Raw genomic sequence first — 22,389 nt, 5'->3', positions numbered from 1 at the left:
CCACCGATCTGACAGCCCGCACCTGCGCGCGAGCAGCGACGATAACCGCTCGTCGGCGGCCCCGCAGGCCGCCGTGAGCACGGTCGGGTGAAAAGGTTACTCGCCAGTCGGTTTCTGCGCTGCCGCAGGTCGCGGTGAAGGCTTCGCGCCGGATGTGGCCTTCGGCACATCGGCCGTCCGGAGCTGCACGGTGGCTTCCGCGTCGGGTGACGGCTTCGACTTCAGGTCCGCCGGGATATGCGGTTCGTCGCCGAGCACGTGGGTCGCCTCGGCGAGCGCGTTCCGCGCGGTGCGGACCTGCTCGGCCAGGCTGGAGCGCACCTTGCGGAGCGCTTCGACCCGTTCGGTGGCCTGCGTGATCCGCCGGTTGGACTCTTCGGTGGCCTGCCGGACGCGGCGGCGTGCCTCGTCGGCCGCCTCGGCGAGCCGGGCGTTGGCCTCGGTGATCGAGTCCTGCTTCCGCTTGTTGGCGTCGGCGACCGACTCGCGCTGACGGCGCTCGATGTCGGCCTTGGCCGCCGTCTCCTCTTCGAGCACCTTCGCGCGGATGGCGGCGGCGTCCTCGGTGGCCTCGCGGACGCGGCGGGCGGCCTCGGCCTTGCTCGCGGCCTCCTGCTCGGCCAGCGCGTGCATGGCCTCGGTGCGCCGCGACGCCATCGCGATCTCGAAGTCCTCTTCGACCTGCGTGCGGCGCTGCTGCGACTCGGCGTCGAGCTTGTCCCGCTCGGCCTTCGCCTTGTCGGTGATGTCCTTCGCCTCGGCGCGCGCCTTCTCGAGCACGCCGCGGTGCTCGGCCTCCATCTCCTTGCGACGGAGGTCGAGCTCGTTGAGCAGCTGCTCGTAGCGCGCCCGCATGGCGCTCGCGTCGGTCTCCGCCTTCGCGCGGATGTGCCCGGCTTCGGCTTCCGCGCGCGCCTTGGTGTCGGCGGCCTCGTCCTGCGCGAGCCGCAACATGCGCTGCAAGCGCTCGGAAAGGCCTTCGACGCTCGTCGGCGGCTGGGCGAGCCGGTCGACCTGCCCGCGCAGGTCCGCGATCTCGCCGCGCGCGATCTCCAGCTGCCGTGCCAGGTCGCCCGCCTGTCCGATGGCGGCATCGCGATCGGCGGTGAGCATCTTCAGATCGGCGTCCAGCCGTTCGAGATGTTCGTCGACCTGCGCACGGCTGTAACCGCGCTTCGCCACGTCGAAGCCGGCTCCCAGCGGCACTAGCTCCCGTTCCTCGCCAAGGCTCATCCTTCTACCGTAGTCGAGCTGGAGTCACGGAAGGGTGAGCACCCACGCAACGCGCGGCGAAAGCACGTTCCGGCGCGCTAAACGTTCCGGAAGGCGTTGATCCCGTCGATGTGCTTTTCGCGCAGCTCGTGGTCGCGGACACCCAGACCTTCTTCCGGCGCAAGGGCGAGCACGCCGACCTTGCCCTGATGCGCGTTGCGGTGGACGTCCAGCGCGGCCTGCCCGGTCTCTTCGAGCGCGTAGGTCTTCGACAGCGTCGGGTGGATCAGACCTTTCGCGATCAGCCGGTTCGCTTCCCACGATTCGCGGTAGTTCGCGAAGTGGCTGCCGATGATCCGCTTCAGGTTCATCCAGAGGTAGCGGTTGTCGAACTGGTGCATGTAGCCGGAAGTCGAAGCGCACGTGACGATCGTGCCGCCCTTGCGCGCGGCGTAGACGGACGCGCCGAAGGTCTCACGGCCCGGGTGCTCGAAGACGATGTCCGGGTCCTCGCCGCCGGTCAGCTCGCGGATCTTCTTGCCGAACCGCTGCCACTCCTTCGGGTCCTGGTTGTTTTCGTCCTTCCAGAACTTGTAGCCCTCGGCGTTGCGGTCGATGATCAGCTCCGCGCCGAGCTTCCGGCAGATCTCCGCCTTTTCGGGGCTGGAGACCACGCACACCGGGATCGCGCCGCCGTTGAGCGCGTACTGCGTCGCGTAGGAGCCGAGGCCGCCCGAAGCGCCCCAGATCAGCACGACGTCGCCCTGCTTCATGTCGGCGCCGTTGCGCGAGACGAGCTGGCGGTAGGCCGTCGAGTTCACCAGGCCGGGGGAGGCGGCCTCCTCCCAGGTGAGGTGACCCGGCTTCGGCATCAGCTGGTTCGCCTTCACGAGCGCGATCTCCGCGAGCCCGCCGAAGTTCGTCTCGAAACCCCAGATCCGCTGCTCGGTGTCGAGCATCGTGTCGTTGTGCCCGTCCGGGCCCTCGAGTTCGACGTTGAGGCAGTGCGCGACGACCTCGTCGCCCGGCTTCCAGTTGTGCACGCCGGGCCCGGTGCGCAGCACGACGCCGGACAGGTCCGAGCCGACGACGTGGTAGGGCAGGTCGTGGCGCTTCGACAGCGGCGAAAGCCGTCCGTAGCGCTCCAGGAACTTGAACGTCGAGACCGGCTCGAAGATCGAGGTCCAGACGGTGTTGTAGTTGATCGCGCTCGCCATGACCGCGACCAGCGCCTCACCGGGGCCGAGTTCCGGCGTCGGGACCTCGTCGACGTGCAGCGACTTGCGCGGGTCCTTGTCCCGGCTTTCGAGGCCTTCGAACATGCCGGCCTCGTCCTTGTGCACGGTCACCCCGCGATAGGACTCCGGCACGTCGAGCGACGCCACGGCGCCGAGGTCATCGTTCAGAATGGCCTGCTGGATCTCGCCGAGCTGCGACATCGGAACCTCCGCGAATGGGGGGACGGCGTGTGGCGCCCTAAATTACTCATGGGTAACAGGCTTCACAACTGTACGAGACGTGGAGCACGTACACATTCCGAAGCGTTATCGACCGGTCTTGACCGGCCGGCCAACCAAGCGGACGATGGGCGGTGGAGATCTCTCCGACCTGCAGGTTCAGCCGATTTTCGGAGGTGAGCACGCATGAACGAACCCACGACGCGCCCTTGGACCCGTCCCCATGACTGGGCGGAGGTGGTCATCGGTGTCGTGGTCGCGCTTTCACCCCTCTGGATGACCACGGACAACACCGCCATGTGGACGCTCGTCATCCTCGGCGCGCTGGTCGCCCTCGACGGTCTCGCGTCGCTTGCGATGCCTGGCATGGTCTACGGCGAAGGCATTCAGATCGTCCTGGGCGCGCTGTTGTTCATTTCGCCCTGGGTGATGGGATACGCCGACTTCATGGGCGCGTCCTGGACCGCCTGGATCGGCGGCGTCCTGACCGTGGTGGCCGGGGCGGCGGCGATGCCGATCGCACAGGCCACGCACCGGACGGCGGGGCAGCACTGACCCAGGAGGGAACGGCGTGAAAGAGGATTCGGCGAAACAGCGCATCCTGCGGGCCGCGGAGGCGCTCTTCGCCGAATCCGGTTTCGACGCCACGCCCACTTCGCGGATCGCGGAGCGGGCGGGCGTGCCGAAAGGCCTGGTGCACTACTACTTCCGGCGTAAGTCGGATCTGCTGGCCGCGCTGGTCGCCGAACTGCCCGACGCCCGGATCGAACCGGCCGTCGTGGTCGTCCCCGGCGACCTCGCGGGCAGTCTTCGCGGCCTCGTCGTCGAACTCGACAGGCGGTTCAACCGGTCCTTGGCGCTGTCGCACCTGCTGTGGCGCGAGGCCGACACGCACCGCGCGGTCCGCGACGCGCTGGCCGAACGCTTCCAGCAACTCGTCCGGCAGGTGAAGGCCGTGATCGTCGCCGCGACGGGCGGCAAGGTCGCCATCGCCGACGTCGATTCGGCGTCGGGACTACTCGCGCGGGCGGTCAGCCACCGTCACGCGACGGCACGGCACACCGAGGACGGGGACCCCGCCGAGATCGACCGCGAGGTCCTCTTCATCGCTTCGGCGTTGACGCGGGGTCAGTGACCGTCCTTCGCGGGCTCCACCAACTCGACGAGCACACCGCCGGCGTCCTTGGGGTGCACGAAGTTCACCCGGCTGTTGGACGTCCCGCGCTTCGCCTCGTCGTACAGCAGCCGCAGCCCCTGCGCGCGCAGCGCCGCGGCGGCCGCGTCCACATCGGACACTCGATACGCCAGCTGCTGCAGCCCGGGGCCGCTCTTCGCGAGGAACTTGCCGATCGCGGAATCGTCGCGCAGCGGCGCGAGGAGCTGGATCGCGGTCTCGGTCCCCGCGGTGCCCGGCGCGCGCAGCATCGCCTCGCGGACGCCCTGCTCCTCGTTGACCTCCTCGTGCGCGACCTCCAGGCCGAAATGCTCGGCGTGGAAGGCGATCGCGGCGTCGAGGTCGGGTACCGCGATGCCGACGTGGTCGATGGCCGTCACGAACGGTTTCAGCGCCTGGTTCATGCAGAGCAGGATAGGTGCGCGGGCGGGCGGACCGGCGTGCGCCGCCTCACACTGGCTCCATCAAGAGACCCGCGACCCGGGTATGGTCGCGAAGACCCCCTTTGCCCTTGCGCCGATGCTTGGAGGACGCCGTGTCCGGTTCCGTGATCCTGGGTGCCGCCCGTACACCGATCGGGCGATTGCTCGGTTCCCTGAAGGATTTCTCGGGCGCGCAACTCGGCGGATTCGCCATCAAGGCGGCGCTGGAGCAGGCCGGTGTCTCGCCGGACGCGGTCCAGTACACGATCATGGGCCAGGTGCTCACCGCGGGCGCGGGCCAGATCCCGGCCCGTCAGGCCGCGGTCGCCGCCGGTATCCCGATGAGCGTCCCGGCGCTGACCATCAACAAGGTCTGCCTCTCCGGCCTCGACGCCATCGCGCTGGCCGACCAGCTCATCCGCGCGGGGGAGTTCGACCTGATCGTGGCGGGCGGCCAGGAGTCGATGACCCAGTCGCCGCATCTGCTGCCGAAGTCCCGCGCGGGCTTCAAGTACGGCGACACCACGCTCGTCGACCACATGGCGTACGACGGTCTGTTCTGCGCCTTCGACCAGGTCGCCATGGGCTCGTCGACGGAGAAGTACAACAGCCGCTACGGGATCACCCGTGAGCAGCAGGACGAGTTTTCCGCGCGGTCGCACCAGCGCGCCGCCGCCGCCATCGCCGAGGGCCGGTTCGACGCCGAGATCGCGCCGGTGTCGATCCCGCAGCGCAAGGGTGACCCGGTCGTCTTCTCTCAGGACGAGGGCGTCCGCGCCGACACCACCGCCGAAAGCCTCGCGAAGCTGCGTCCCGCCTTCGCCTCCGACGGCACCATCACCGCCGGTTCGGCGTCGCAGATCTCCGACGGCGCGGCCGCGGTCATCGTCGCGAGCAAGGCGAAGGCCGAGGAACTGGGCCTGACCGCGCTCGCCGAGATCGGCGCGCACGGCGTGGTCGCCGGCCCGGACGCCAGCCTGCACGAGCAGCCGTCGAACGCGATCCTGGCCGCGCTGGCCAAGGAGAAGCTGACCGCGGACGCGCTCGACCTCGTCGAGATCAACGAGGCGTTCGCCGCCGTCGGCCTTGTCTCCGCCGACAAGCTCGGGCTCGACCCGGAGAAGGTGAACGTCGACGGCGGCGCGATCGCGCTCGGTCACCCGATCGGCGCGTCCGGCGCGCGGCTCGCCGTGCACCTGGTCCACGAACTCCGCCGTCGCGGCGGCGGGCTCGGCGCGGCCGCCCTCTGCGGTGGTGGCGGCCAGGGCGACGCGCTGCTGCTTCGCGTTCCGTAAGCCCTTGCCGGTACAGCTGGACATCGACGAACTGGTCGGTCGCGCGCGGGACGGCGTCCCCCGCGCGATCGCCCGGTTGCTGTCGCTGGTCGAGGACGCTCATCCGCGGTTGCCCGAGGTCGCGGCGAAGCTGACGCCGCATACCGGCCACGCGCGGGTCGTCGGCCTGACCGGCCCGCCCGGTGTCGGTAAGTCGACATCGACGTCCGCGCTGCTCACGGCCCTGCGGACACGAGGCCTGCGGGTCGGGGTGCTGGCGATCGACCCGTCGTCGCCGTTCTCCGGCGGCGCGCTGCTCGGCGACCGGATCCGGATGACCGAACACGCCACCGATCCGGGTGTCTTCATCCGGTCGATGGCCACGCGCGGTCATCTCGGCGGGCTGTCGTGGGCGACGCCGCAGGCGGTCCGGGTGCTCGACGCGGCCGGGTTCGACGTCGTGCTGATCGAGACCGTCGGCGTCGGCCAGTCCGAAGTGGACGTCGTGAAACTGGCCGACACCACGGTGGTCCTGCTCGCGCCGGGGATGGGCGACGGGATCCAGGCGGCCAAGGCGGGTGTGCTGGAGATCGCGGACGTGTTCGTGGTCAACAAGGCCGATCGCGAGGGCGCGGACGCGACCGTGCACGACCTCAAGCAGATGATCTCCTTGGTGCGCCGGGAGATCCGCGGCCCGAGCTGGCGTCAGCCGATCGTGCGAACGGTGGCCTCGCGCGGCGAAGGCGTCGAGGACGTCGTCCGCGCGTTGGACGAACACCACGACTGGCTGGTCCAGCGCGACGAACTGCCCCGCCGCCGTGCGGCGCGGGCCCGGGACGAGGTCGAGGCGATCGCCGTGCAGCGGCTGCGCGCGGAAATCGTCGACCTGCGCTCCGGGGACCGGCTCACCGAATTGGCCGAACGCGTGGTCGCGCGGAAACTCGACCCGTTCGCGGCGGCCGAAGAACTCATCGCGGACCTTCGCGACTCGTGAGTGCGGCAGCGGTCAGCCACCACGCCTCCGCCGCTGCAGTACATGAAGGCCCCCTTCCTGTACCTAGGCGAAGGGAAGGGGTCCTTCATGTACTTGGGGTCCTTCACATACCGCCGCTGTGACTTGTGGGGCTGGTGGTGCTACTGGTGCTGCGGTGGCGATCGCGTAGTCCGTGAAGGCCTCCTTCCCCACCTTCAGGGTAGGTAAGGAGGCCTTCACGGACCTGCACCGTCCTTACCACTCACGAGGTTTCGGTCAGAGGATTTCACCAGCCGCCGAAACTGAGTGCGGCAGCGGTCAGAATTCGACGTACATCTTGATGTCGCCGAAATCGCTGTCGAGATTGTCCAGATGGGCGATCGCGTCCTCTTTCCAGACCTCGAGCTGATTCGTTTCGCCGTAGGTGAGCTGTTCGCCGTCGGCCACCTTGTGGGCGTAGTTCGTGATCGTGACGGTCTGGCCCCGGCAGAACTCCACCCGCTCCAGGAACCGGTCGGCCATGTCGGGATCGAAGACACGGCCCATCCGGACGTAGCCATTGTTGATGTGCTCCTCGCAGTAGAAGTGCGCCGCGGCCGAGGCGATCCACTCGGTGAGCGACGCGTCGCGAGGCGGCCACTTCTCCCGGACGTGGGACTTGATCTCCCTGGCGAGGCGGATGACCCGGCGCCGTTCGAGGTCGGTCAGCCCGTCCTCCTTGCGGAAGTCGAGGATCATGTCGTCGACGACCTTGGCGAGCCTGAGCATGCGCGGCTTGTCGAGTTCGGCCGGTTTCTCCGGCGGCAGCCCGGCCATGACCCTCTCGTGCACGAGGACGTACTGCGTGTACGCGTAGAGGAAGGTCAAGGCGTTCAGCTGCCATTGGTGTCGTTCGGCGATCTCCACGGCTTCGACCCTAACCGCGGACCTACTTCCGGACCTGTGTGAGCGCCGGGGATTTACCCTATGCTCTGCTCTTCGTCCACGGCTGGGAGGCAGGAACCGTGCAGAGGATCGCGAAGGTCTTTGTGGCAGTGCTGGGGGCAGGGCTGATGCTCGCGGCAGGCACCGGGACGGCGTCGGCGGAGGGCGCGCCGCCGAAGGTCACCAAGGGGCCGTGCCAGTACACGCAGACGCCGGACGAGCCGGCCGCGCGGCCGGTCCCGCTGCCGCCGGACCCCCGGCACACGCCGGACCGGGGCAAGGTCCCGGTGCAGCTGAAGACCAACCAGGGCAAGATCGACCTGACCCTCGATCGGGCGAAGGCGCCGTGCACGGTGCAGAGCTTCCTGCACCTGGCGAAGCACCGTTTCTACGACCGCACGACGTGTCACCGGCTGACCGCGTACCCGACCTTGAAGGTGCTGCAGTGCGGCGACCCGAGCGGTACCGGCGAGGGCGGCCCCGGCTATAAGTACAAGGACGAGCTGCCCGTGGGCCTGCCGCCCGCGCCGACCGACCCGACCGGCGAGCGCAAGGTGTACGCGCGTGGCGTCCTCGCGATGGCCAACGCGGGGCCGGCGACGAACGGTAGCCAGTTCTTCGTCGTGTACGGCGACTCCGCGCTGCGCCCGAACTACACGATCTTCGGCACCGTGGGCCACGAAGGTCTCGAAACCCTCGACGACGTCGCCGCCGGGGGCATCAAGCCGACCCCGGAGAACCCCGCCCCGGTCGACGGCGCCCCGGTCCTGAAGACCGACATCCTCCGGGCGCGCCCCTGGTTCTGCTAGGTGACTTCGAAGATGGCCTCGCGCAAGGCCTGGGTGGCGCCGCCGAAAGCGTGTTTCGCGGCGGCGCCGTACCCGATGATGAGTCCTTCGCGTTGTGGCTCGCCGAGCCAGTATTCGCTGAGCCCTTCGAGTCCGATGGCGCGACGGCGGCAGGCGGCCAGCACCTCCATCTCCCCGGGAAGTTCGCCGGGGAACTGGAGCACCAAGTGCAGCCCGGCGGAGATCCCCTGCGGCAGCACGGAATCCGGCAGGGCCGCGAGCAGTTTGTCGCGCCGGGACCGGTATTCGCCGCGGCAGCGGCGGATGTGCTGGTCGTAGGCGCCCGACTCGATCAGTTCGGCCATCGCCAGCTGGTCCAGCAGCGCGGGCCGCGCCCCGCTCTCGGCCAGCGCCGTACGCACCGGTTCGACCAGGAACCGCGGCAGCACCATCCAGCCCAGGCGCAGCGACGGCGCGAGCGTCTTGCTCGTCGTGCCCACGTACACGACCCGTTCGGGTGCCAGCGCCTGCAACGCGCCGACCTGCTGATGGTCGAACCGGAACTCGCCGTCGTAGTCGTCCTCGATGACGACGGCGCCGGTTTCCTCCGCCCAGCGGGTGAGTTCCGCCCGTCGCCGCGGGGCGAGCGTGACGCCGAGTGGGTATTGGTGCGCCGGGGTGACCACGACCGCCGGACTGTCCAAAGCGGACACCGTGATGCCGTGGTCGTCGACGGGGACGCCGACCACGCGGGGACCGTTGGCGGCGGCGATGTTCCGGTAGATGTGCAGCGACGGGTTTTCGAACGCGATCTCGTCCGCGCCGCGCGCGTGCAGGACCCGCGCCAGTACCGCGATTGCGTGCGAAAACCCGGAACACACCAGGATGCGCGCGGGGTCGGCGACCACGCCGCGGCTGCGGGCCAGATACGCGGCGAGCGTCTCCCGCAGTTCCGGCGCACCGGCCTCGGCCGTGTAGTCGAACGCCGACATCGGTGCCTGGTGCAGTGCCCGCCGGGTCGCGGCGAGCCAGGCGGAGCGGGGGAACTCGGACAGGTTCGGCCTGCCGGGACGCAGGTCCCAGCGCGGCGCGGGGTCGCGGGGGACCGGCCTCGGCGGTGACGCGGGCAGTGCGCCCGCCGTCGCGACGCGGGTCGGCGCGCCCTGTGTGGTCCGCAGGTATCCCTCGGCGGCGAGGTCGGCGTAGACCCGGGTGACCGTTCCCCTGGCCACGCCGAGGTCCTGCGCCAGTGCCCTGGTCGAGGGCACCGCGGCGCCCGCCTGCCAGCGTCCCTCCCGGATGGCCGCGCGGATCGCCGCGGCGAGCCCGCTCCGGCCGCTTTCGGGACGCCAGTCCAGATGGACGTCCATTCCCGAACTGGACCACGAATCTGCCATGAGACTGGACCATACTCGTGGGCCAGTCGCCGCTAGATTCGACGGCATGACCGAGCGAATCCATGTGGGCAAGCGAGTGCCCGAGATCTACCAGGCCATGGCGAAACTGCAGGCCGAAGTCGAGAAGGCCGCCGCCAACGCCGGGGTCGACCAGAAGATCCTCGAACTGGTGAAGATGCGGTCGTCGCAGATCAACCACTGCGCGTTCTGCCTCGACATGCACTCCCACGACGCGCTGCAGATGGGCGAGTCGCCGCGGCGGCTGTTCGTGCTGCAGGGCTGGCGCGAGACCGAACTGTTCAGCGAGCAGGAGCGCGCCGCGCTCGCGCTCACCGAGGCGATCACGAACGTGGCGACCCTGCACGACGTCCCGGACGACGTCTACGAAGAGGCCACGCGCGTCTTCACCGAGGAGCAATACCGGGCCATCGTCTGGGAGGCCATCGCGATCAACAGCTGGAACCGGATGTGCGTGACCAGCCACGCGCCGCTGCCCGAGCGCGCCGAATGACGGCGGCCCGGCTGCGGGAACTCCATGTCGCGGGTTCCCCGCTGCTCCTGCCGAACGCGTGGGACGCCGACAGCGCGCGTCTCGTGGAAGCCGCCGGGTTCCCCGTCGTGGCGACGAGTTCGTTCGCCGTGGCCAAGGTTCTCGGGTACGACGACGGGGAGGACGCGCCCGCCGCCGAGATGTTCGCGGCGGCGGCGCGGATCGCGCGCGCGGTGTCGGTTCCGGTGACCGTCGACGCGGAAGGCGGGTACGGACTCGAAGCGGGAGAACTCGCGGCGAGGCTGGCCGAGGCGGGTGCCGTCGGCTGCAACTACGAGGACACCGATCACGCCTCAGGCGGGATACGTCCGCTGGAGGCGCAGGCGGAACAGGTCGCGAAGTTGCGCGAGGCCGCCGGGGACGCGCTGGTGATCAACGCCCGCGTCGACGTCTTCCTCGGCGCGCCGGACGAACGAGCGGTGCTGGATGACGCGATCTTGCGGGCCAAGGCGTACTTCGAGGCCGGGGCGGACTGCGTCTACCCGATCCTGGTGAAGTCGCCGGAGGTGCTCGCAGAGTTCGTGAAGGCGGTCGCGCCGGGAGCGGTCAACGCCGCTCCGATGCCAGGAGGCCCCGATCTCTCCGCGCTCACCGCACTGGGGGTGGCGCGGATCTCGCTGGGCACCGGGCTGTGGAAATCGGTCCGCGCCGATCTCCGCGCGAAGCTGGCGGAATTGACTGCGGGGAAGCTGCCTTACTGAAGGGGAACCGGGGCGGTGCGGCCGGGGGCGTTGGATGCCGGCCGCACCGCCCCGGCGACTAGTGGGCGACGGCCTTTTCGGCGCCCGCGCCGGTAAGGGACCGGACCTCCATCTCGGCGTACTTCTTCTGGTTGTGCTCCTTGGAGAGCACGGTGCCGAGCCAGCCGAGGAAGAACGCCACGGGGATCGAGACGATGCCGGGGTTGTCCAGCGGGAACCAGTGGAAGTCGACGCCCTGGATCATCGAGGCACTCTTCCCGGTCTTCGGATCGACGGGCTTGCCCGAGACCGCCGGCGAGAACACGATCAGCACGATGCAGACGGCGAGACCGCCGTAGATGCTCCACAGCGCGCCCTGGGTGTTGAACCGCTTCCAGAACAGCGAGTAGAGGATCGTCGGGAGGTTCGCCGACGCCGCCACCGCGAACGCGAGCGCCACCAGGAACGCGATGTTCTGCCCGTTGGCGAGGATGCCGCCGAGGATCGCGACCGCGCCGATCACCAGCGCGGTGATCCGGGCGACCTTCACCTCCGAATCCGGGGACGCCTTGCCCTTCTTGATCACGCTGGCGTAGACGTCGTGCGCGAACGACGCCGACGCCGTGATCGTCAGGCCCGCGACCACCGCGAGGATCGTCGCGAAGGCGATCGCCGCGATCAGCCCCAGCAGGACCGGCCCGCCGAGTTCCAGTGCCAGCAGCGGTGCCGCCGAGTTCACGCCACCCGGCGCGGCCTTGATCTTGTCCGCCCCGACCAGCGCGCCGGCGCCGTAGCCGAGCACCAGGGTGAACAGGTAGAAGACGCCGATCAGCGCGATCGCCCAGACCACGGAGCGACGGGCTTCCTTCGCGGTCGGCACGGTGTAGAAGCGCATCAGGACGTGCGGCAGACCCGCGGTACCCAGGACCAGTGCGATGCCCAGCGACAGGAAGTCGAGCTTCGTCGTTCCGGTCTTGCCGTACTGGTTACCCGGCCCGAGCAGCGCTTCACCGGCACTGCCCGCCCGGTCCACCGCGCCCTGCAGCAGCGCGGAAAGGTTGAAGCCGTACATGCCCAGCACCCACAGCGTCATCGCCAGCGCGCCGGCGATGAGCAGCGCCGCCTTGATGATCTGGACCCACGTGGTGCCCTTCATCCCGCCGATGAGCACGTAGGCGATCATGATGATGCCGACGATCACGATGATCGCGGCCTGCCCGGCCTTGCTCTCGATCCCGAGCAGCAGCGCGACGAGGCCACCGGCTCCCGCCATCTGAGCGAGCAGGTAGAAGAACGAGACGGCCAGCGTGGACGTCGCCGCCGCGGCGCGGACCGGGCGCTGCTTCATCCGGAACGCCAGCACGTCGCCCATGGTGAACTTGCCGGTGTTGCGCAGCAGTTCCGCGACCAGCAGCAACGCGACCAGCCACGCGACCAGGAAGCCGATGGAGTAAAGGAAACCGTCGTAGCCGTAGACGGCGATCGCGCCCGCGATCCCGAGGAACGACGCGGCGGACAGGTAGTCGCCCGCGATGGCGACGCCGTTCTGCGGGCCGGTGAACGCGCGGCCGGCGGCGTAGTAGTCCGACGCGGTCTTCGTGTTGCGGCTCGCCCGGAACACGACGAACAGCGTGACCACCACGAACAGGCCGAAGATGGTGATGTTGAGTACGGGGCTGCTGCCCTCGACTCCGGCGGCGAGGTTCATTTGGCCTCACTCTCGATGTCCGTGCGGATCTTCTCCGCGAGAGGGTCGAGTTTCTTGTTCGCGTAGCGGACGTAGAGCCCGGTGATCACGAAGGTCGAAACGAACTGCAGCAGACCGAAGACGAGGCCGACGTTGATGTTCCCGACCAGCTTCGTGCTCATGAAGCCGTGTGCGTAGTCGGCGAGCAGCACGTAGAGCAGGTACCAGACGAGGAACAGCGCCGAGACGGGGAAGACGAACCGGCGCAACCGGGCCCGCAGTTCCTTGAACTCCGCGCTGTCATGGGCTTTGTCCCAGTCCGTTTCCGGTGGACTGGGAGCGTTCGTTTCGGTACTCATCGTGCTCTCCTCGCACCGCGAATGTGTTCCGCGACACGTTAAGGAGAGGTCAAGGAGACCGGAACCTTCAGCGGTTCAAACGTCTGCCGAGACGACGAACGGTCGACGAACGGTAGTCCGACCAAGACGAAGGGGTTTCGGCTGTGCGATCGTCCAAGTGCAGCCGCAACATGGCTGCCGTCGACCAGGCGGGAGGCCTGCCCCGCCAGGAAACCACGATCATTACTCCGAATGCCAGCGGAACCGACCAAGGTGCGGGCTGCGACACGAGGATCGCGGGCAGACCGCTCAGGCTCGGGACGAACAAGGCCACGAGGATCGAGCCCGAAGACGCGACGAGTCCGGCGAGGACACCACTGATCGCACCCGCGGCGGTCAGCCGGTTCCACCAGATGCCGAGCACCAGCAACGGGCAGAACGTCGACGCGGCCACGGTGAAGCCCCAGGTGACCAGGACGCCCGCGTCCAATCTGGCCGACGGCAGCGCGAGCAGGACCATCACCACCGCCGCCCCGAGCACCGACCAGCGCAGTCTCCGCAGGCCGCCGGGCGCCAGGTCGTGCGCGACCGCGCCGGAGATCACCAGCAGCAACCCGAGCGACGTCGCCAGGAACGCGGCGAACGCGCCCGCCGTCAGCAATCCGGTGAACAGCGAGCCCGCCCAGCCGTCGTCGATCTGCGCCGGCAGCGCGACGACGACCGTGTCCGTCGCGCCGGAGACGTACAGTTCGGGCACCAGCACACGGCCGAAGACGCCGTAAACCCCTGGGAACAGGTAGAAGACGCCGAGCAGGGCGACGGTGATCGCCGCGGTGCGGCGGGCGGCGCGGCCGTCCGGGCTGGTGTGGAAGCGCATCAGGACATGTGGCAGGCCCATCGTGCCGAGCATGGTGGCGATCAGGATCGCCCACGTGCCGAGCAGCGGATAGCCCTGATCGTTGAGGTCGAGCAGCGGGCGTTGCCAGTCCGGCCCGCCGAGCGGGGCACCGCCCCGGACGGCGGGAACCGGCGTGCCCTCGGCGAATTCCAGCGTTTCCCCGCTCCTGGCCACCAGTTCTCCCGGTGGCACCACGTGCTTCTCCGGGGTGAGCAGGGTGGTCGGCTCGCGCAGGGTCAGCGTCACGTCGATCTCGAAGGACAGCTTGGTGTCGCGGGCGAAGTGGGTGAATTCCACCGGATGCACGGAAGCCGACCGTTCCTCCGGGGAGACCTGGGAGACCAGCCAGATGGCGGGGACGATGAACAGCAGCAGTTTCAGCACGAACTGGAACGCCTGGACGTAGGTCGCCGCGCGCATCCCGCCGAGCGCCAGTGTCGCGCTGACGGCGGCGCCCGCGATGACGACGCCGACCCAGTACGGCGTGCCGCCGACGGCGGTCAGCACGAGCCCCGCGGTGCGGAATTGCGGGACCAGGTAAAGGGTTCCGATCACGAGGACGACGACGGCGGCGAGGCGGCGCAGGGCGGGGGAAGCGAGCCGAGCCTCCGCGAAGTCCGGGACGGTGAGCGCGCCGGAGCGCCGCATCGGCGCCGCCACGAGCACCAGCATCGCGATGTACCCGGCGGTGAACCCGACCGGGTACCAGAGCGCGCCGATGCCGTCCTTCACCACCAGCCCCGCGACGCCGAGGAACGACGCCGCGGACAGGTATTCGCCGGAGACCGCGGCGGAGTTGACCAGCGGCGAGATCCGGCGTGAGGCGACGAGGAAGTCCGACGTCGTGCGCATGGCCGCGACGCCGCGCAACCCGATCAGCAGGGTGACCAGCACGACGGGGGCCACCGCGAACGCGGCCACCATCACTCGTCCTCGATCTTTTCCGCCCGGCGCAACTGCCACCACGACAGCAACGCCATCGCCGGGTACGGGAGGATCGCGATCATCAGCCAGGACAGCGGGATACCCAGCAGCCGCACCGAATCCAGCCCGGGGAACACCGCGAACACCAGCGGGAGCCCGAACACCAGCCCGAACATCCCGGCCAGCGCGGGGAGCCCGCGGCTGCGCTGCGCCCGGTAGAGCGCGTCCGCGCGTTCGGCGTCGTTCGCGGCCAGCCGGGGGACCCGCCACCGTCCGCGTGAACGGCGCCGCGAATGCGCGAGCCGGGTCTGCGGACTGGTGACGGCCACCCGTTTGACGCGGCTCACGGACGGCTTCCCCGGCCCAGTTCGCCGCGTTGCGCGGCGGCGAGCAGCCGGTCGCGCAGGTCGCGCGCGTGTCGGCGGCTCACTGGCACGTCACCCGCCTCCGTATGCGCCAGCAGCCCGCCGGTGGTGTCGCTGCGCAGTTCCAGCACGGCGTCGACGGCGAGCAGGAAACCCCGGTGCACGCGGGTGAATCCCGTTCCCTCCCAATACTCTTCGAGCCGGGAGATGGGCATCCGCGTGACGTGGACGCCGGATTTCGTGTGCAGCCGGACGTAGTCGCCGTGCGCCTCGACGAACTGGACGTCGTCGCGGCGGACGTACCGGGTGCGCCCGCCGGATTCCACCGGCAGCGCGGACATCGCGTCCGGCGTGGGTTTCGGCTCGTCGGGCTGGTTGCCCGCCATCCGGACCACCTTGGACAGTGCGGCGGACAGCCGTTCCGCACGGACCGGTTTGAGCAGGTAGTCGACCGCGCCGATCCCGTACGCGGCCACGGCGTGCCCGTCGTGCGCGGTGACGAACACGATCACCGGCGGTTCGCTGAGCCGCGCCAGCAGCGAGGCGAGCTCGAGCCCGTCGAGGCCGGGCATGGAGATGTCGAGGAAGACCGCGTCGAAATGACTGCCCTGCAACAGTTTGAGCGCGTTGACGGCGTCGCCGGCGGCGACCACCTCGGCGACTTCCGGTGCCTCGCGCAGCAGGCTGCACAGCTCGTCGAGGGCGGGCGGGACGTCGTCGACCGCCAGCACCCGCAGCCCGTTCGTCACGGCAGCACCCCCGGCTGGAATCGGGGCACGCGCACCACGACCCTGGTGCCCGCGCCGGTCTCGGTCTCGACCGTCAGGCCGTACCACGGCCCGTAGACGCTGCGCAGCCTTCTGTCCACATTGGCCAGTCCGACGCCGCCGTCGTCGCCGCGGCCGGCCAGGATCGCCGCCGCGCGGGCGGGGTCCATGCCGACGCCGTCGTCCTCGACGCTGATCACGCAGTCGTTCCCTTCCGCCATTCCCTGAACCTGGATGAACCCAGCCTCGGCGCGTGGCTCGATCCCGTGCCGGATCGCGTTCTCCACCAACGGTTCCAGCACGAGGTACGGCACCGCGACGGCCAGCACCTCCGGCGCGACGCGCACCTGCACCCGCAGCCGCTCGCCTAGCACCGCGCGCTGCAGGGCCAGATAAGTCTCGATGGCGCGGAACTCCTCGGCGACCATCGTGTACTCGCCGTGCCGGGCGAGGCTGTAGCGGGTGTACTCGGCGAAGTCGAGCATCAGGTCGCGGGCGCGGTCCGGGTCGGAGCGGACCAGCGAGGAGATCACGGTGAGCGCGTTGTAGACGAAATGCGGCGAGATCTCGGCCCGCAGCGCGCGCAGTTCGGCCTCCGCGGCCTGCTCGGCGGAGGCTTCCAGCCTGCCGCGTTCGAGCGCGTGGACGGCGAGTTCGGCGGCCTGGCGGGCGACGGCGTTCTTGCCGTCGGCGACCAGGAGCACCCCGGCCAGTTCGTCGTGGACGTGCAGCGGCAGCGCCAGCAGCCCGGGTTCGGACACCGGCGCCTCGGAGTGGAGCACCTCGTCGAGCGCGGCGGCGACGACGTCGTCCGCCGCCGGGCGGCCGGACCAGATCAGCGAGCCGGAGAGGTCGGTCAACCCGAGACCGGGCACCCCGAACAGCCGCCGGAGGCCGTGCGCCGCCTGGCGGGCGCGAGGGCCGGCCAGGCCGTCCATGAGATCGTCGGAGACACGCTGGGCGGCGGCGAGCACCGGCACCGGATCCGCGCTCGCGGCGGGACGCCAGGGCAGACGGGTGGTCATCCGGCCTCCTCCGCGACGTCGGGGCCTAGATCCTAACGTCGCTGCGTGGATTCGGCGGTTACGCTCCGGGCATGGTCACTGGGGATGCCGTGGTGCTCCGGCTGGACGTCGTGATGCGCCGGCTCGCGTGGGCGGGCTTCGTGGTGTTCGGTGGGGGCGGCCTGGTGGCCGTCGTGCTGGCGTTGTCCTCCGGTTCGGTCACCGGGGTGGTGTTCAGCCTGCTCAGCGTGGCCTTCGCGGGGCTGATCCTGCTCGCTCTCCGGAAGTCGGCGGGCTCGCTGGTGATCTCCGCCGCGGGCTTCTCGGTGCCGGGTGTGTTCGAGGTCCGGTGGACCGAGGTGACGCGGCTGCGCGTGTATCGGGAGAAGCGGCGGGTGGGGCGGTGGATGCACTGGTGGCACTACCGGCTCGACTGGACCGGCTCGGGGCCCGAAGTGCTGCTTGAGGACGGCGAGTACGTCTACGCGCTGGGTCACCTGGGCGGCGGCGCCAGGCTGTACGGAGCTCTCGAACGCTTCGCGCCGGCTGGGCTCGTGAGTGGTAAGGACGGTTAGAACCGTCCTTACCACTCACGAGACGGTCAGCAGCTCTGCTTGTAGAAGTACTGCGCGTTCGCGTCCATGTTCGCCTTGGTGATCGAGTGCAGCGAAGCGGTCACGTTGCGCGTCACCGGCTTGCCCTCCAGCGCCGCGATGGCCTGCTGCACGCCCTGCTGCCCGATGGCGGCCGGGTCCTGCGCGATGAGGCCCTGGTACTCGCCCTTCTTCAGGCCCTCGATCTCCGACGGCGAAGCGTCGAAGCCGACCAGGTTGACCGCGCCGATCTTGCCCGCGTTCCGCAGGCCGGTCGCGGCGCCCTCACCGGTGTTGAGGTTGGTCGCGAAGATGCCGATCAGGTCCGGCGTGGACGCCAGCGCGGCGGTCACCTTGGAGGCGGCCTGGTCGGGCTCGTTCTGGGTGAACTGCACCCCCGCCGACTTCAGGTTCGGGTAGTTCTTCAGCTCGTCCTCGAAACCCTTCGCGCGGGTGTTCGTGGTCGAGGTGCCCGCGATGGTGTCGAGCACCAGCACCGAGCCGCTCTTGCCCGCGGCCAGCTCCGCCAGCGTCTTCGCGGCGAGCTTGCCGCCCTCGGCGTTGTTCGACGAGATGGACGACTCGGCCACGCTGGTGTCCTTCAGCGCGGTGTCGACCTCGATGATCTTGGCGCCGCGCGACTTGACCTGCTGGATCGGCGCGAGCATCGCCTGCGCGTCGGTCGGCGCGATGAGCAGTGCGGCGGGCGGGTTGGAGCCCAGCGCGTTGACCAGCTGGGTCTGCATGGCAGCGTCGAACTTCTGCGGGGCCTGCGTGGTGAGCTCGTAACCCGCCTTCTTGGCCTCTTCCTGGGCGCCGCACTGCATCGAGATGTAGAACGGCTCGGCCTGCACGCCCGGGATCAGCGACAGCTTCTTGTTGTTGGTCTTGGCACCGGAGTCGCCCGACGGCGCCTCGCCGACGGTGCCACCGCCGCACGCGGTCAGCAGGAGGGCCGCGGAAACGGCGGCACCGGCGGCGAGCAGGGTCTTCTTCATGGGGATAGCACCTCTTTGTGCGTAGGGAATCTCAGCGGGAATTGCGGCGACGACGGCGCCGCTGGTCGAACCAGACCGCGGCGATCAGCACCGCGCCGACCGCGATCATCTGCCAGAAGTCCTGGACCTGCGTGATGTTGAAGCCCTTCTTCAGCACGGCCGGGATGAACACACCGATCACCGTGCCCAGCACCGAACCGACGCCGCCGAAGAGGCTCGTGCCGCCCATCACCGTGGCGGCGATGGCGTTGAGGTTGTCGGTGGTGTGCGCCGAAATGGTCGTCGACGCGTAGTACGCCAGCGAGAGGAAACCGGCGACACCGGCGAGGAAACCGGTGAGCGTGTACACCTTCAGCAGATGCGCGGTCACCCCGATGCCCGCCCGGCGCGCGCCCTCGGCGTTGGAGCCGACGGCGTAGGTGTAGCGGCCGAATTTGGTGGTGTGCAACAGCCAGGCGCCGATCAGCGTGATGACCACGGCCACCAGCACCAGGTTCGGCACGCCGCCGAACGACGTCCCGTAGCCGAGCGTCTTGTTGAGCTCGGTCGGCACGCTGCGCACGTCGGATCCGTTGTTCAGCAGGTACGCGGCGCCGAGCGCGGCACCCATCGTGCCGAGCGTGACGATCAGCGGCGGGATGTTCGCCACCGCGATCAGGAAACCGTTGATGAGGCCCCAGATCGTGCCCGCGACGACGGCAGACAGCAAACCGGCCAGAATAATGCTCCAGCCGGCCTTGGTCGCGTCCCCGTCCGGGCTCAGCGCCTCCATCGTCTTGCCGGCCACCATGCCCGCGAAGATCAGCACCGAACCGACCGACAGGTCGATACCGGAGGTGATGATCACGAACGTCATGCCGACCGAGAGCACCAGCAGCACCGAGGTCTCGATGAGCAGGGTCTGGAAGGTGAACAGCGTCGCGAACTCGGCGGGCGCGATCGCGGTGAACACGATGATCAGCGCCAGCAGCACCAGTGCGATCCAGAAGGTGTTCGCCCCGATCAGCCGCTGGCCGATCGACCGCTTGCCGAAGCCACCGTCCACGGAGGTCTGGATCTCGGGGCCGTTCTTCGTCGGAGTGGACACGGTCAAGCCGCCTCCTCTTGTACGAGGGCGCCCGTCATCGCGGCGACCAGGTCTTCCAGTTTCGTGTCGGCGCCGGTGAACCGGGCGACGCGTTTGCCGAGCCGCAGCACCTCGATGCGGTCGGCCACCGACAGCACCTCGGGCATGTTGTGGCTGATCAGCACGACGGCGATGCCCTTGTCCCGCACCTTCTTGATCACGTCGAGCACGCGTTCGCGCTGCACGACGCCGAGCGCGGCCGTCGGCTCGTCCATGAACACGACCTTCGACGCCCACACGACCGACCGCGCGACGGCGACGCTTTGCCGCTGCCCGCCCGAAAGCGAGCCGATCGGGACGTCGGTGCTCTGCAGGGTCACGCCGAGCCGCTGGAACTCCTCCACGGCCTGCCGCTTCATCTCGGCCTTGTCCAGCATCCCGAGTTTGCCGAGGATGCCCTTGCGGTGGATCTCCCGTCCCAGGAACAGGTTCGCGGCCGGGTCGAGTTCCGGTGCGACCGCGAGGTCCTGGTACACCGTCTCGATCCCCATCCGCCGCGCCGTGGTGGGGGAGTCCAGCACCACTTCGGAACCGTCGAGCAGGATGCTGCCCGACGTCGGCTGCTCCGCGCCGGACAGGCATTTGACCAAAGTGGACTTCCCGGCGCCGTTGTCGCCGATCAGCGCGGTGACCTCACCGGCCCGCGCCTGGAACGACGCGCCGCGCAGCGCCTCCACCGAGCCATAGCGTTTGACCAGGTTCTGTGCGTCGAGCAGGAGTTCGCTCACGATCGCTCCCTCTTCTCGGGTGCGGGCGGCCGGCAGCGGATGACGGTGATGTCGCCCTCCACAGTGGACTGTCCGGCGTCGTGCGGGACCACGTACGTCTCGCCCTTGCGCAGCGTGTACTCGCCGCCGTGTTCGGTGCGGAGCGTGCCCGAACCGTCCATGACGACCAGCACCGCGAACGACGGATCGAGTGACAACGTTGTCGACCTACCGGAAACGGCGGGACGGAGCTGGTCGGCGCGGAAGAACGCGTCGCTGCCGTCGGCGAGTAGGTCCACAGTGGACGCTTCGTCGGCCGCGGTGCGCTTGACGATCGAGCCGAGCCGTTCTTCGTCCCAGCCGGAGGTGTCCAGGGTTTCGATGGCGGTCTCGAAGCCGATCCCGAGGTGCGCCTTCTCCGGGTTCGCCAGGAAGTCCCGCCATTCCAGGGTCAGCGAGAAGTCGGTCGGCTGCTGGAGTTCGACGACGAAGACGCCTTCGCCGATCGCGTGCGGCAGGCCGGCCGGGATGTAGACCGTGTCGCCGGGGGTGACCGCGACACTGTTCAGCGCCTCGAGCATGGCGGGCGCGTCCTGGCTGCGGGCCCATTCGTTGACCGTCGCTTTGTCGACGGTCTCCTTGAAGCCGGGGTAGACGCGGGGGTCGTCGCCGTAGGTGCCGACCACGATCCACGCTTCGGTCTTGCCGAAGTGCGAGTCGAAGTGCCGCTTCGCGAACGAGTCCGACGGGTGGAAGTGCACCGGCAGGCGCTGGCCCGCGTCGAGCAGCTTCACCAGCAGGCCGGTCGAATCGCCGAGTGCCTCGACGTGTTTGGCGCCGAGCCACGCGGACGGATTCTCGCGGACGGCGTCGCGCAGCCAGACCCCGCTGGGCAGCTTGGTCAGGCCGTTGGTCTCCTGGCCGAACATCGTGGTGGCCGAGCCGACCCAGTCTTCGGGTCCGAATTTGGACTCCGACGGGGCGCCCCGCAACGCGGCGATGGCGTCGCCGCCGCGGTAGAACTGCGGCGGCTGGTTCGCCGGCAGGCGGATCGGTTCGAGGTGGCCGCTCATGAAGGGGCGACCTCCCCGGAACCGCGGGCTACGAGATGCACGGGCAGGACTACCTTTCTCGGTGCGGATTGATCTCCCTGGACCCTGGCGAACAGCAGTTCCGCGGCCGCCCGGCCCAGCGCGCTCACGTCGTGCGCGATCACGGAGACCGGCGGATCCAGCAGATCCGCCAGTTCGAAGTCGTCGAAGCTGATCATCGCGGGACGCCGCTCCGCGTGCGCCAGCGCGCGCAGCAGATGGACGGCGACCCGGTTGTTGCCCGCGATCACCGCGGTGGCCGGATTCGGTCCGGTGAGCAGCCGTCGCACGGCGTCGCCGACGCTTTCGGCGGTCGGCGTCCGCATCACGACGAGGTGCTCGTCGAAGGGGATCCCGTTGCGGACACAGCCTTCGCGGAAGCCGCGCAGGCGTTCTCCCGCGGTGAAGATGTCCGGGCTGTCGGCGAGGAACGCGATCCGGCGGTGGCCGTGTTTCGCGAGGTGGGCGACCGCTTCGACGGTGCCGCCGATGTTGTCGACCAGCACCGTGTCGGCCACGATGTCGCCGGCGGGCCGGTCGAGGAACACCACGGGCGTGCCCGCGCGCATCTCGGGGACCAGGTAGCCGTGCTGCATCCCGGCCGGGACGACGAGGATGCCGTCGACGCGCCGGGAGCAGAACTCCAGGACCAGTTCGCGTTCGCGGTCGGAGTTCTCCTCCGACGAACCGGTCAGCACCTGGCGGCCGAACGAGGTCGCGATCCGTTCGACGGCCCGGTTGAGCTCGGAGTAGAAGGGGTTTCCGACGTCCTCGACGATCAGGCCGATCGTCCCGGTCGTCGAGCCGCGCCGCAGGTTCCGCGCGCCGAGGTTGCGCCGGAACCCGAGCTGCTCGATCGCCGCCATGACGCGCTCCGCGGTGTCCGGATGGACGGCGGGCTCGTCGTTCACCACTCGCGAGACGGTTTTGATGCTCACGCCCGCGAGCCGGGCCACGTCACTCATCGTGGCCCGTCGGCCGGTAGTGCGGTGGCCGTTGTCCGGTCCGCTGGAAGACAACGTTGTCATAGTGGCGGGAAT

Annotated in this window: 24 protein-coding genes; 8 read left to right on the top strand and 16 right to left on the bottom strand. The window is 69.4% G+C overall.

The features are described from left to right. Positions 1–96: 96 nt before the first annotated feature. Both DMH01_RS03125 and ccrA read right to left on the bottom strand, forming a co-directional pair. On the bottom strand, positions 97–1,233 hold the full coding sequence (locus DMH01_RS03125) for a chromosome segregation protein (RefSeq protein WP_370323334.1): 1,137 nt from the start codon (positions 1,231–1,233) through the stop codon (positions 97–99). 77 nt (positions 1,234–1,310) lie between these two features. Continuing rightward, the gene (ccrA, locus tag DMH01_RS03120) at positions 1,311–2,651 is read right to left on the bottom strand and encodes a crotonyl-CoA carboxylase/reductase (RefSeq protein ID WP_125673594.1); all 1,341 of its coding nucleotides are present in this window, start codon (positions 2,649–2,651) and stop codon (positions 1,311–1,313) included. Positions 2,652–2,855: 204 nt separating this feature from the next. Here ccrA and DMH01_RS03115 point away from each other — a divergent pair, with 204 nt between their 5' ends. Then, complete coding sequence (locus tag DMH01_RS03115; RefSeq protein ID WP_125673593.1) at positions 2,856–3,224, top strand: SPW repeat protein; 369 nt, start codon at positions 2,856–2,858, stop codon at positions 3,222–3,224. A gap of 16 nt (positions 3,225–3,240) precedes the next feature. Further along, positions 3,241–3,804 (top strand): TetR/AcrR family transcriptional regulator, encoded by a 564-nt coding sequence (locus tag DMH01_RS03110; RefSeq protein ID WP_125673592.1) that lies wholly within the window; start codon positions 3,241–3,243, stop codon positions 3,802–3,804. Here the strand turns inward: DMH01_RS03110 and mce are convergent. Then, a complete protein-coding gene (gene mce, locus DMH01_RS03105) occupies positions 3,798–4,247 on the bottom strand; it encodes a methylmalonyl-CoA epimerase (RefSeq protein WP_093937501.1) in 450 nt (149 codons plus the stop codon). The two genes, DMH01_RS03110 and mce, sit on opposite strands and share 7 nt — an antisense overlap. 131 nt (positions 4,248–4,378) lie before the next feature. On the opposite strand from mce, the gene DMH01_RS03100 reads away from it, so the two are divergent. Both DMH01_RS03100 and meaB read left to right on the top strand, forming a co-directional pair. Next, positions 4,379–5,560: an acetyl-CoA C-acetyltransferase gene (locus tag DMH01_RS03100; RefSeq protein ID WP_125673591.1), complete on the top strand. Its 1,182-nt coding sequence runs from the start codon at positions 4,379–4,381 to the stop codon at positions 5,558–5,560. A 4-nt stretch (positions 5,561–5,564) separates the two neighbouring features. Then, on the top strand, positions 5,565–6,533 hold the full coding sequence (gene meaB / locus DMH01_RS03095) for a methylmalonyl Co-A mutase-associated GTPase MeaB (RefSeq protein WP_125673590.1): 969 nt from the start codon (positions 5,565–5,567) through the stop codon (positions 6,531–6,533). Between the two features lie 297 nt (positions 6,534–6,830). Here the strand turns inward: meaB and DMH01_RS03090 are convergent, their stop codons facing one another. Then, a complete protein-coding gene (locus tag DMH01_RS03090) occupies positions 6,831–7,418 on the bottom strand; it encodes a hypothetical protein (protein ID WP_034315451.1) in 588 nt (195 codons plus the stop codon). A 146-nt stretch (positions 7,419–7,564) separates the two neighbouring features. On the opposite strand from DMH01_RS03090, the gene DMH01_RS03085 reads away from it, so the two are divergent. Continuing rightward, positions 7,565–8,245: a peptidylprolyl isomerase gene (locus tag DMH01_RS03085; RefSeq protein WP_125674298.1), complete on the top strand. Its 681-nt coding sequence runs from the start codon at positions 7,565–7,567 to the stop codon at positions 8,243–8,245. Here the strand turns inward: DMH01_RS03085 and DMH01_RS03080 are convergent. Beyond that, a complete protein-coding gene (locus DMH01_RS03080) occupies positions 8,242–9,621 on the bottom strand; it encodes a PLP-dependent aminotransferase family protein (protein ID WP_125673589.1) in 1,380 nt (459 codons plus the stop codon). The genes DMH01_RS03085 and DMH01_RS03080 overlap by 4 nt on opposite strands. Positions 9,622–9,667: 46 nt before the next feature. On the opposite strand from DMH01_RS03080, the gene DMH01_RS03075 reads away from it, so the two are divergent. Then, positions 9,668–10,132, top strand: coding sequence for a carboxymuconolactone decarboxylase family protein (locus DMH01_RS03075; RefSeq protein WP_125673588.1), 465 nt, complete (start codon positions 9,668–9,670; stop codon positions 10,130–10,132). Then, a complete protein-coding gene (locus DMH01_RS03070; protein WP_125673587.1) occupies positions 10,129–10,872 on the top strand; it encodes an isocitrate lyase/phosphoenolpyruvate mutase family protein in 744 nt (247 codons plus the stop codon). Before DMH01_RS03075 ends, DMH01_RS03070 begins: the two co-directional genes overlap by 4 nt. Before the next feature lie 58 nt (positions 10,873–10,930). On the opposite strand, the gene DMH01_RS03065 is transcribed toward DMH01_RS03070, so the two are convergent. The 6 genes from DMH01_RS03065 to DMH01_RS03040 form a co-directional block, all read right to left on the bottom strand. Continuing rightward, positions 10,931–12,559 (bottom strand): cation acetate symporter, encoded by a 1,629-nt coding sequence (locus tag DMH01_RS03065; RefSeq protein WP_125673586.1) that lies wholly within the window; start codon positions 12,557–12,559, stop codon positions 10,931–10,933. Then, positions 12,556–12,897: a DUF485 domain-containing protein gene (locus tag DMH01_RS03060; protein ID WP_125673585.1), complete on the bottom strand. Its 342-nt coding sequence runs from the start codon at positions 12,895–12,897 to the stop codon at positions 12,556–12,558. Before DMH01_RS03060 ends, DMH01_RS03065 begins: the two co-directional genes overlap by 4 nt. A 67-nt stretch (positions 12,898–12,964) precedes the next feature. After that, complete coding sequence (locus DMH01_RS03055; protein ID WP_125673584.1) at positions 12,965–14,698, bottom strand: cation acetate symporter; 1,734 nt, start codon at positions 14,696–14,698, stop codon at positions 12,965–12,967. Then, positions 14,698–15,045 carry a hypothetical protein gene (locus DMH01_RS03050; RefSeq protein WP_125673583.1) on the bottom strand — a complete coding sequence of 116 codons (348 nt, stop codon included), beginning with the start codon at positions 15,043–15,045 and terminating at the stop codon, positions 14,698–14,700. The genes DMH01_RS03055 and DMH01_RS03050 overlap by 1 nt, the downstream gene beginning before the upstream one ends. After that, positions 15,042–15,812: a LytTR family DNA-binding domain-containing protein gene (locus tag DMH01_RS03045; RefSeq protein WP_125673582.1), complete on the bottom strand. Its 771-nt coding sequence runs from the start codon at positions 15,810–15,812 to the stop codon at positions 15,042–15,044. Before DMH01_RS03045 ends, DMH01_RS03050 begins: the two co-directional genes overlap by 4 nt. After that, entirely contained in the window at positions 15,809–16,855 is a 1,047-nt protein-coding gene (locus DMH01_RS03040) for a sensor histidine kinase (RefSeq protein WP_199745351.1), read from the bottom strand. Before DMH01_RS03040 ends, DMH01_RS03045 begins: the two co-directional genes overlap by 4 nt. A gap of 71 nt (positions 16,856–16,926) precedes the next feature. On the opposite strand from DMH01_RS03040, the gene DMH01_RS03035 reads away from it, so the two are divergent. Then, positions 16,927–17,409: a hypothetical protein gene (locus DMH01_RS03035; protein WP_233621384.1), complete on the top strand. Its 483-nt coding sequence runs from the start codon at positions 16,927–16,929 to the stop codon at positions 17,407–17,409. A gap of 26 nt (positions 17,410–17,435) precedes the next feature. Here DMH01_RS03035 and DMH01_RS03030 read toward each other — a convergent pair whose 3' ends face one another. The 5 genes from DMH01_RS03030 to DMH01_RS03010 are packed head-to-tail and all read right to left on the bottom strand — an operon-like array spanning position 17,436 to position 22,314. After that, on the bottom strand, positions 17,436–18,425 hold the full coding sequence (locus DMH01_RS03030) for an ABC transporter substrate-binding protein (RefSeq protein WP_199745350.1): 990 nt from the start codon (positions 18,423–18,425) through the stop codon (positions 17,436–17,438). Between the two features lie 31 nt (positions 18,426–18,456). After that, positions 18,457–19,518, bottom strand: coding sequence for an ABC transporter permease (locus DMH01_RS03025; protein WP_125673579.1), 1,062 nt, complete (start codon positions 19,516–19,518; stop codon positions 18,457–18,459). Further along, positions 19,515–20,279, bottom strand: coding sequence for an ATP-binding cassette domain-containing protein (locus DMH01_RS03020; protein WP_125673578.1), 765 nt, complete (start codon positions 20,277–20,279; stop codon positions 19,515–19,517). Before DMH01_RS03020 ends, DMH01_RS03025 begins: the two co-directional genes overlap by 4 nt. After that, on the bottom strand, positions 20,276–21,331 hold the full coding sequence (locus tag DMH01_RS03015) for a class I mannose-6-phosphate isomerase (RefSeq protein WP_125673577.1): 1,056 nt from the start codon (positions 21,329–21,331) through the stop codon (positions 20,276–20,278). Before DMH01_RS03015 ends, DMH01_RS03020 begins: the two co-directional genes overlap by 4 nt. Then, on the bottom strand, positions 21,328–22,314 hold the full coding sequence (locus tag DMH01_RS03010) for a LacI family DNA-binding transcriptional regulator (RefSeq protein ID WP_125673576.1): 987 nt from the start codon (positions 22,312–22,314) through the stop codon (positions 21,328–21,330). Before DMH01_RS03010 ends, DMH01_RS03015 begins: the two co-directional genes overlap by 4 nt. Positions 22,315–22,389 lie beyond the last annotated feature (75 nt).

This window comes from Amycolatopsis sp. WAC 04182 (genome assembly GCF_003947465.1).
GTDB lineage: Bacteria > Actinomycetota > Actinomycetes > Mycobacteriales > Pseudonocardiaceae > Amycolatopsis.
The sequence above is the reverse complement of the archived record's forward strand: the minus strand, read 5'-3'. Positions and strand labels throughout refer to the sequence as shown.

What these genes read in the sequence shown, in the direction of transcription:
- DMH01_RS03125 (WP_370323334.1), bottom strand. Translation starts at nt 1,233, where the DNA reads ATGAGCCTTGGCGAGGAACGGGAGCTAGTGCCGCTGGGAGCCGGCTTC.
- ccrA (WP_125673594.1), bottom strand. Translation starts at nt 2,651, where the DNA reads ATGTCGCAGCTCGGCGAGATCCAGCAGGCCATTCTGAACGATGACCTC.
- DMH01_RS03115 (WP_125673593.1), top strand. Translation starts at nt 2,856, where the DNA reads ATGAACGAACCCACGACGCGCCCTTGGACCCGTCCCCATGACTGGGCG.
- mce (WP_093937501.1), bottom strand. Translation starts at nt 4,247, where the DNA reads ATGAACCAGGCGCTGAAACCGTTCGTGACGGCCATCGACCACGTCGGC.
- DMH01_RS03085 (WP_125674298.1), top strand. Translation starts at nt 7,565, where the DNA reads ATGCTCGCGGCAGGCACCGGGACGGCGTCGGCGGAGGGCGCGCCGCCG.
- DMH01_RS03080 (WP_125673589.1), bottom strand. Translation starts at nt 9,621, where the DNA reads ATGGCAGATTCGTGGTCCAGTTCGGGAATGGACGTCCATCTGGACTGG.
- DMH01_RS03075 (WP_125673588.1), top strand. Translation starts at nt 9,668, where the DNA reads ATGACCGAGCGAATCCATGTGGGCAAGCGAGTGCCCGAGATCTACCAG.
- DMH01_RS03070 (WP_125673587.1), top strand. Translation starts at nt 10,129, where the DNA reads ATGACGGCGGCCCGGCTGCGGGAACTCCATGTCGCGGGTTCCCCGCTG.
- DMH01_RS03065 (WP_125673586.1), bottom strand. Translation starts at nt 12,559, where the DNA reads ATGAACCTCGCCGCCGGAGTCGAGGGCAGCAGCCCCGTACTCAACATC.
- DMH01_RS03060 (WP_125673585.1), bottom strand. Translation starts at nt 12,897, where the DNA reads ATGAGTACCGAAACGAACGCTCCCAGTCCACCGGAAACGGACTGGGAC.
- DMH01_RS03055 (WP_125673584.1), bottom strand. Translation starts at nt 14,698, where the DNA reads ATGGTGGCCGCGTTCGCGGTGGCCCCCGTCGTGCTGGTCACCCTGCTG.
- DMH01_RS03040 (WP_199745351.1), bottom strand. Translation starts at nt 16,855, where the DNA reads ATGACCACCCGTCTGCCCTGGCGTCCCGCCGCGAGCGCGGATCCGGTG.
- DMH01_RS03035 (WP_233621384.1), top strand. Translation starts at nt 16,927, where the DNA reads ATGGTCACTGGGGATGCCGTGGTGCTCCGGCTGGACGTCGTGATGCGC.
- DMH01_RS03030 (WP_199745350.1), bottom strand. Translation starts at nt 18,425, where the DNA reads ATGAAGAAGACCCTGCTCGCCGCCGGTGCCGCCGTTTCCGCGGCCCTC.
- DMH01_RS03015 (WP_125673577.1), bottom strand. Translation starts at nt 21,331, where the DNA reads ATGAGCGGCCACCTCGAACCGATCCGCCTGCCGGCGAACCAGCCGCCG.
- DMH01_RS03010 (WP_125673576.1), bottom strand. Translation starts at nt 22,314, where the DNA reads ATGAGTGACGTGGCCCGGCTCGCGGGCGTGAGCATCAAAACCGTCTCG.